Annotated in this window: 6 protein-coding genes and 1 pseudogene; 4 read left to right on the top strand and 3 right to left on the bottom strand. The window is 42.8% G+C overall.

What is annotated here, in order from left to right; translation table 11 throughout:
- From B5D54_RS17245 to B5D54_RS14330, 3 genes and pseudogenes are all read left to right on the top strand, one after another.
- A pseudogene (locus B5D54_RS17245) lies at window positions 1-242 on the top strand (carboxypeptidase-like regulatory domain-containing protein); the annotation flags it as partial.
- A gap of 12 nt (window positions 243-254) precedes the next feature.
- Window positions 255-1,421 (top strand): lipase family protein, encoded by a 1,167-nt coding sequence (locus B5D54_RS14335; protein WP_078927249.1) that lies wholly within the window; start codon window positions 255-257, stop codon window positions 1,419-1,421.
- 257 nt (window positions 1,422-1,678) lie between these two features.
- Window positions 1,679-2,005, top strand: coding sequence for a hypothetical protein (locus B5D54_RS14330; protein ID WP_078927248.1), 327 nt, complete (start codon window positions 1,679-1,681; stop codon window positions 2,003-2,005).
- A gap of 76 nt (window positions 2,006-2,081) precedes the next feature.
- Here B5D54_RS14330 and glyA read toward each other — a convergent pair whose 3' ends face one another.
- The gene (gene glyA, locus B5D54_RS14325) at window positions 2,082-3,332 is read right to left on the bottom strand and encodes a serine hydroxymethyltransferase (RefSeq protein ID WP_078927247.1); all 1,251 of its coding nucleotides are present in this window, start codon (window positions 3,330-3,332) and stop codon (window positions 2,082-2,084) included.
- Window positions 3,333-3,832: 500 nt separating this feature from the next.
- On the opposite strand from glyA, the gene B5D54_RS14320 reads away from it, so the two are divergent.
- Entirely contained in the window at window positions 3,833-4,435 is a 603-nt protein-coding gene (locus B5D54_RS14320) for a YitT family protein (RefSeq protein WP_078927246.1), read from the top strand.
- A gap of 73 nt (window positions 4,436-4,508) precedes the next feature.
- Here B5D54_RS14320 and vexH read toward each other — a convergent pair whose 3' ends face one another.
- On the bottom strand, window positions 4,509-7,619 hold the full coding sequence (gene vexH / locus B5D54_RS14315; protein WP_078927245.1) for a vibriobactin export RND transporter permease subunit VexH: 3,111 nt from the start codon (window positions 7,617-7,619) through the stop codon (window positions 4,509-4,511).
- The gene (locus B5D54_RS14310) at window positions 7,619-8,674 is read right to left on the bottom strand and encodes an efflux RND transporter periplasmic adaptor subunit (protein WP_078927244.1); all 1,056 of its coding nucleotides are present in this window, start codon (window positions 8,672-8,674) and stop codon (window positions 7,619-7,621) included. Before B5D54_RS14310 ends, vexH begins: the two co-directional genes overlap by 1 nt.
- Window positions 8,675-9,042 lie beyond the last annotated feature (368 nt).

Here is a 9,042-nt window from a genome sequence, read left to right as displayed (position 1 = left end):
TAAAGCACAATCCTTATTTTGTTGATATGTTAAGTAAACTGGAGTGCAAATTAGAGAATAAAGAAGAAGAACTCATGATAGTAAACCCTAAATATCCAGAAGGTTACGTAACATATAATATTCATAGTATTTGCCGTTGGCCAGAAAGATCTGAAATAGAAAAGAGAAAACAAAAAGATCTTGAGTTATATGAAAAATTAAAATCAGCAGAATATTACGGTGATATAATAGACCTAAGATAGAAAGGAATAAAAATGGCAACATTAAACCCTAAACTTGCTTCTGAATTAGCTTTTGGTGTATATGCTATTAGGGAGAGCGGAAATATAAAAAGAGCCAGTATTGGTAGTATTTCTAAACATATATCGCTTCAAGAGCGATTAGTTGGTAAAACGGGAGGCTATATTTTTAATAAGCAAACAGGATTTGCTATATTAGGCCTTGGTAAGGGTGTTTACTCCGGAGACGCTGTGATTGCTATCCGCGGAACAAACACAACATCTGGGCATGATTGGTCTACTAATGCTCAAATCGGCCTTCGTGGAACGGTAAACGGTCAAACAGCCCATGCAGGGTTTATTCGTACTTTTCATTCCCTGCGCCCTCAGTTAGAGAAATTTCTTAACAATTGGCATAAAAGTGGAAAAGGACGCGGAACCGTTCATTGTGTTGGTCATAGTCTAGGTGGCGCATTAGCAACATTAACCGCCGATTGGATAGCAGGCAGCAAGCTTGCTAGTCAAGTTAACCTTTATACCTTCGGAGCCCCTCGAGTTGGGCTGCAGGGTTTTGCTTTAGCCAATACCCATAGAGTTAACCATATTTACCGCTGCACTCATGGCGCAGATCCGGTACCCAAAATTCCTTTATGGCCTTTTATGCACTCCCCTTATAAAGGGATTGAATATCGGTTAGACAGTAGTCAAGGAATGAATCGATACGCCCATGGCATGAATCCAGATGATGGGGCTATCCCCGGTTATTTAGCAAGCGCAAAAAAAGGCCAATGGGGCGATTTGCGCCAAGCCGCCAGCGAATACCTACACCCTGTTCGCCTAGATTACGATAAACGCAATCAAGCCAGCTACAGCGATTACTGGATGCAAAAATTAAGTGCGGCCTTGATTACCCTACTAAAAGATACGAAATATTACTCTGCCATTGCATTACAAGGGGCAATATGTGCGGGAGCAACCTTTTATGACCTTATCGCTCAAACCCTTGAAAAAATTGCAGCAGCGGGAGAGAAAGCAGCGGCGCAAGTCAAAGGATTATTAGGGCATATGCTGGTTTTTGCTGGTTCGGCCGTCACCACAGTGAAAGACCTCACTTATGCTACGATTCGAGCTATTTTCACCAAAATGCTTAACCGATTATACCGAGATGTAAGAGAAGCGCTTAAGTCGACGTTTCGTGACTAGTGGTATAGCAGAACGACTCGGCAATATCATGTATTTGTGGGGAATCCCGTAAGAGAGATTGTAAAAATTCCCTATAATTTACCACATAGATACGAGATATTACGGCAGCATAACGATATCAAGCGGTCAATGATGCACAAACCGAAAACAGTCAGCATTTTTTCGGCTTTTTTTATTAAACAAGGTTAATAGATCGGTAAAAATGCTTATACTTGGATAGACAGAACATCGCTATCAAGAAAATAAGGATCATTCTAATGAATAAAGTCGGCTTTCTTGCTTTATTAGCCGTAGCAGTGACTGCTGGATGTAGTTCGAATACCCAGCAAGATAATTTTCGTGAAGCCTCTTTTGAGCTATGCAATACCGAAGTCAACATCTATTCAGTCAGTGACGATGGTCGAGTACGCATTGTCTGCGCCGATGGCTCCAAGTTTGCTCTACAAAGTGAAAAAACATTAAACACCATGCGAGATATCAACATTGATTATTGTGATGGTGAAGGGTTGGGTAAATTTAGTGAAAGCAACAAATACTATCTTTTCCAATGTAAGTCAGGAACCTTGCTGAGCATTTCGAAATAACATCCGTAAGCTGTCAATCAGATAAGCAAATAAGGCCCGCAAAATGCGGGCCTTATCCTTATTATCCAATCAATGGTTATGCGTAAACAGGTAGGCGTTTACAAATTGCCAATACTTTCTGTTTCGTCGCTTCAATGACGGCTTGATCGTTGATGTTATCTAATACATCACACATCCAGTTAGCCAAATCTTTCGCATCTTGCTCCGTAAAGCCACGACGAGTAATCGCTGGGCTACCAACACGGATACCAGACGTAACAAATGGGCTACGAGGATCGTTAGGTACCGAGTTTTTATTGACGGTAATATTCGCGGCCCCTAGCGCAGCATCAGCATCTTTACCGGTAATATCTTTATCGATAAGATCGACCAAAAATAGGTGGTTTTCAGTACCATTGGATACAATTTTATAACCACGAGCTTGGAACTGGCTCACCATCGCTTTGGCATTCTGCACGACTCGTGCTTGATAAGCTTTAAATTCAGGTTCCATGGCTTCTTTGAATGCCACCGCTTTGCCCGCGATAACATGCATCAGAGGGCCACCTTGACCACCAGGGAACACGGCTGAATTCAGTTTTTTATACAACTCATCACCTGCGTTTGACAAAATCAAACCACCGCGAGGGCCGGCCAAAGTTTTGTGCGTCGTAGTTGTCACTACATGTGCATGGGGTACTGGAGTCGGATAAACACCAGCGGCAACTAAACCTGCAACGTGAGCCATATCAACAAATAGATACGCATCAACTTTATCTGCAATCTCACGCATTCGCTTCCAATCAACGATTTGTGAGTAAGCAGAGAAGCCACCAATGATCATTTTAGGCTTATGCTCAATCGCAAGGGCTTCCATTTCGTCATAGTTAATCTGACCGCTCTCATCAATACCATAAGGAATAATGTTGTAAAGCTTGCCAGAAAAGTTAACCGGAGAACCGTGAGTTAAATGACCACCGTGTGCTAGGCTCATCCCCAGAACCGTGTCGCCTGGGTTAAGCAGTGCCATATACACCGCACTGTTTGCCTGAGATCCAGAGTGTGGTTGTACGTTCGCATATTCACAGCCAAATAGCTGACAAGCGCGATCAATCGCTAATGCTTCTGCTTTATCAACGTATTCACAGCCACCATAATAGCGTTTACCAGGGTAACCTTCTGCGTATTTGTTGGTTAATTGAGAACCTTGCGCTTCCATAACCCGTGGGCTAGTGTAGTTTTCTGAAGCAATAAGCTCGATGTGTTCTTCTTGGCGAAGTGTTTCTTCTTGGATTGCTGCGAATAGCTCCGCATCGTAATCAGCGATATTCATATCACGCTTAAGCATCTGTATCTCCTGACTCAGATTTATCTGAAATTAGCAAAAAACCACACAATGACCCAACGCAAACGTTTTCGTCACCCTAATGGCGCGCATTCTACCTAATTTGTTCTTTAGCATAAAGCCCAAATTACACAAAATATCATGCAGTTTTTTCATAATGAACGACAAGTTTTTTCATCTTCACGACTTAAAAAAAGAAAAGCACTTATCGATGTGTCAATTTTACGCTTTACACTCTGTAAAGCGCCAGTGACATAGGTGTACCTTAATTTTGTGAAGCTTGCTACCGAAAATAATATGTTTTCATTAGTATACCCAATAAGTAGCCTGAATAGATTCGTTTTAACAAATCGACTCAAGCCCATTTTTTGACTTAACATAGCAAACGGCTAGCAAGTATATTCTCATCGCTCTAGCGACAAAGCGTAAGTGACCTCAATAGCCACTGATGCTGTCACAGCTGATTTCGTTATATGCGAGGAATAGAATTTATATTGGTGACTATGGAAAAACATACCTATAAAGAAGATATTATCGCCATGCTCACAGGCACCTTTTTGGTCGCTCAGGGTGTTTTTTTTCTGCAAGCCGGCCAACTGATTACTGGAGGAACCACAGGGCTTGCTTTACTCCTGACCCATTTTTTGCCTTGGTCATTCGGCTGGCTTTACTTTATTGCCAATAGCCCGTTTTATCTGTTGGCCTGGCAGCGCTTTGGCCGCCGCTTTGCTTTTAACAGTATGATATCGGGTGCATTAGTGTCTATTTTTACCGATCACTTGTCCCTGTTTATTTCACTTAATGCCGTCAATCCCTTCTACTGCGCTTTAGCGGGTGGGTTGTTAATGGGCTTAGGTATGCTGATTCTGTTCCGCCACCGTTCAAGCTTGGGCGGGTTTAATGTCCTTTGTCTGTATATTCAAGACCGATTTGCCATTTCGGTGGGTAAAACACAAATGGTGATTGATGGCATTATCTTAGTTGCCTCATTGTTACTGGTTTCTCCTGTCACAATCCTACTGTCCGTTTTTGGCGCATTTATCTTAAATATAGTATTAACGATGAACCATAAACCAACTCGCTATAAAGTGACCTATCAACCTTGAGCTTTACAATCCTTACAGTTAAAAAGAATGAAGCCCACAATAAATTATGGGCTTCATTCTTTTCGTCCATTTGTTAGTGGCTGACTCTTCCTTTTACATCATGGCTAAGCTCTTTATTGAGCTCCGCTTCAACATGGCCAGGAGAGCGGGTGGCTTGAGATAATAATCGATACATGGCGGGCACAACAAAAAGGGTAACAAACGAAGCAAACCCCATACCAAAGAAAATAACCGTCCCCACAGAGACTCGACTTTCATACCCCGCTCCCGTAGAAAGAATCAAGGGAATAGAGCCCGCTAATGTGGTGAATGCCGTCATCATAATCGGTCTTAAACGACGAGCAGAAGCATCAACGATGGCTTGTTCAAACTCATAGCCACGATCTCGAAGTTGGTTGGCAAATTCCACGATTAAAATACCATTTTTGGTCACCATACCAATCAGCATGATCATACCGATCTGGCTATAGATATTCATCCCCTGATCCATCACAAACAGTCCGATGAAACCACCAAAGACTCCCATAGGAACGGTAAACATAACCACTAATGGATTGATAAAGCTTTCAAACTGAGCGGCTAAAACCAGATAGGCCACCAAAAGAGCCAATGCAAAGACCACTGCAACACTCGATTGATTCTCTTTAAAGTCTTTCGATTCTCCCGAATAACTCACCGTAATATCGCTAGGTAACCTCTCTATCGCTTTTTGATCTAAGAAATCCAATGCTTGGCCCAACGTGTATCCTTCTACTAGGTTTGCAGTAATGGTGATCGATTTTTGCTTGTTGTAGTGAGAAAGACGGATGGGGGAAGCGATCTCTTCAATATGCGTGATCGTATCGAGTGTCACCAACTCCCCAGATGAGGTTCTCATGTAGATTTGGCTAAGATCAGCCACATTATTAAAGCTATTTTCATCACCACGTAAGTAAACATCGTACTCTTCGCCCCGCTCAACAAATGTGGTGACTTTTTTCCCTCCCAGCATGACTTCCAATGTTTCCGATAATTCTTGAACGCTGATCCCTAGCTCCGCCGCCCTCTGCCGGTCAACCGATACCACCAACTCAGGGGTTTTCTCCGAGTAGTTGGTATCCACTCCTGTCATCATCCCTGAATTCATCGCCTCTTCTTTCAAGATATCGGCCCATTGTTGCAACTCTGAATAATCCGCTCCTCCCAATACAAATTGAACCGGTTCACTAGAGCCGCCACCAAATCCTGGCATAAATGGAAATACGCGCACGTCAGGAATACCCGATAATGCTTCGCGGACTTTCCCAAGCGCTTGTTGCGCTGTCACCTCTCGCTCATTCCAATCATCTAAGATCATGATAACAAAACCGGTTTGATCCCCTGCATTACCGCCAAAAGCGGGTGACTGAATGCTAAATGACTTTAAGAATCCTTGGCCTAATAGTGGCAGTAAGCGCGACTCAACCAGATCCATATTCGCCGCCATTCGGTTATAACTGGTTGCATCAGCACCACGAACAAAAGCAAAAACGACGCCTCTATCTTCCGATGGTGTTAGCTGTGCCGGAACGGTATTATTTAAAAAATAACTACCACCAATACAAGCAAGAATCACAATAGGTGCTGCCCATTTCCAACGCAGAGCCCCTTTAAGGGCGAAACGATAACTGGATTCTAAACGGCTAAATAAACGATCCACCAATGAAGTAAACCGTGTTGGCTGAGCATTACTTTTTAAAATTTTACTGCCTAATACAGGGGTGAGAGTTAGTGCAATTAATGATGAAAAAATGACCGCCATCGAAAGTAGGACGGAAAATTCGGTAAACAGTAGCCCTACCATCCCATCCATAAATGAAATAGGTAAAAAGACCATCACCAGCACTAGCGTCGTGGCAACAACAGCAAAACCCACTTCTCGGGTGCCTTTATAAGCCGCCAATAATGGCTTTTCACCACGTTCAATGTGGTGATAGATATTCTCCATAACCACTATCGCATCATCGACCACTAAACCTATCGATAAAATCAGCGCCATTAATGTGATGAGATTGATGGAAAAGCCAAAATAGTATGCGGCAATAAATGAGGAAATCAGAGAGACGGGGACAGTAACCGCAGGTATCAAGGTTGCTCTGGCTTGTCCAATAAAAATGAACAAGACTAACACCACTAATCCACCAGTAATAAATAAAGTGTTGTAGACTTCTTTAATTGAGCGTTCAATAAAAACGGTGGAGTCGTAGTCAATCGCCAACCGAGTTCCATCAGGTAAAAATTGCTGTATGCGATCCACCTCTTGATGGACTCTCTGCGCCACTTCCAAAGGGTTAGCATCGGATTGCGGTACTACCCCCATGCTCACATTCACCACCCCGTCACTTTTAAAGGTGGAGTTTTCGTTTTCAGCACCAATGAACACATCAGCCACATCTTGTAAATAAATGGGTGAGCGATCGCTGGCTTGCTTTATCACTAAATATTGAAAGTCTTCCGGTGTTTGATAACTTCTCGCAGTACGAACCGACATCACAGTTGAATCATTCCGAACTTGCCCACCGGGGCTTTCTATATTTTCTCGCCGTAAGGCACTGGAAATATCGGTGGTTGTGACACCCCGCCCTGCCATTTGCTCAGGCTTAAGGCGTACATACATCACTTTATACAAACCACCGGACACATCCACTGAACTAACGCCACTGATCAAACTGAAACGGTCAACCAATACTCGCTCGATATAATCCGTAAGCTGAGTTCTATCCATCGTAGAAGAACTTAAATTGATATAGACAGAAGCCTGACCTGAGCCATTATTTTTAAATACCAGTGGGTCATCCGCTTCTTCCGGTAAAGAACGTTGAGCTCTCGCAACCGCGTCACGAATATCACTGACGCCTGTATTCAAGTCATAACCTAGATGAAAAGTTACCGTAATACGTGACATACCATTACGTGTTACGGAACTGATCTCATCAATACCACTAATTCCGGCCAGTTGATCTTCTAATATCGAAGTGATTTGGCTTTCAATGATCGTCGCTGAAGCCCCAGTATAACGAGTCGATATCGAAACAACAGGGTTTTCAATGTCTGGCATTTCTCGAACGGCCAGTTTAGAAAAAGAGACAAAACCAAATACACACAGCAGTAGGCTCAAAACGACGGCGGCAACTGGGCGTTTAACCGATAGATCTGACAACAACATTACTGCTCACCTCTATCGATAGGATAACCCTCTGGAGTGACTTCCATCACCGATAATCCATCACGCATATTGACAATGCCTTGCACCACAATACGCTCACCAATCGATAAGCCTTTTTCTATCACCACTTGATTTTCGATCCTAGCTCCTAAGAAAACTTCGGTTCGAGTGACTCGTTGATCATCACCAAGAACATAAACATAACGTTTCGTGCCAGAATACTCCAAAGCTTGTACTGGAATGATCGGAGCACGAATAGCCGGGAAATGGATCCGAGCAGATACCAGCATTCCAGGTTTTAATTTTCCATCTTTATTGTCAAAGTGAATTCTAACGGGCAAGTTCAGCGTTTCTGGGTTGATTCGTGAATTCATCGCAACCAGAGTGCCGTTAAAAGTTTGATCCGGCCAAGCGGATGTTTGACCTAAGACAGTCATACCTAGTGATAAGCTAGATAAATAACGCTCTGGAATCGAAAGATCCAAACGCATGAGCGATAAGTTATCTAACGTCATAAATTCACTTCCAACGCTGACTAACTGACCATGGCTGAAATCAATGAATCCAATGGTGCCATCAAAGGGGGCCATAATATGTAAATCAGCTAATTGTGCCTTAGCGGCATCCAGTCTAGCTTTAGCAATATCAACGCTGGCTTTTTGAGCGTCCAGTTCTGTTTGAGTAATTGCACTGCGTTTAACCAAACGCTCAAATTCTGTCAGCTTACGTTGTTCATCGGCCCAATAAGCCTGAGCTTCGGTCACCGCTGCTTGCGCTTTATCGTCATTTAACTTGACCAGTAACTGGCCTTTTTTAACTGTTTGGTTCGTTTTTACGGCAATAAGCGCCACTTTCCCTGAAACTTCAGAGGCAACATTAACGGATTGATCAGCCTGAAGCTTTCCAACTAAAGATAAGCTTTGTGAGACTTGGTGAGTTTGTACGGTTTCAATCACAACGGGCACACCTTTAACCTCATTTGAAGCCAAAGTAGGAAAAGTCCAAATAGCCGTCAAGAGACATAAGGAACGAACAAAAAATGATGTTTTTTTCATAGTTAAAGTCAAACGATAAGAAACTCGTTCTATTGTAACCTGTTATTTTCTAAATAAACGTCAAGTAACGTAAAGATCATAGAGAAAATCGAAATCATCATCGTAACTTAGCAACAGAATATGACAATACCTAACCACTTCTGCCCAAAAAGCCAGCATTCAGATCAAAATAGAGAAAAAAGGGTTTACAGTAAGAGCGAGTTTGATAATATGCGCTCCGCAGCTAATTGATGTGTTGGGAAAACATTGATTAACTTACGAGGTAGTGATTAACTATCCGTTAAAACCCCTTGGAGGGGTTCCCGAGTGGCTAAAGGGAGCAGACTGTAAATCTGCCGGCTCCGCCTTCGATGGTTCGAATCCGTCCC

This window comes from Vibrio cincinnatiensis DSM 19608, from assembly GCF_900167345.1.
Classification (GTDB): domain Bacteria; phylum Pseudomonadota; class Gammaproteobacteria; order Enterobacterales; family Vibrionaceae; genus Vibrio; species Vibrio cincinnatiensis.
The sequence above is the reverse complement of the archived record's forward strand: the minus strand, read 5'-3'. Positions and strand labels throughout refer to the sequence as shown.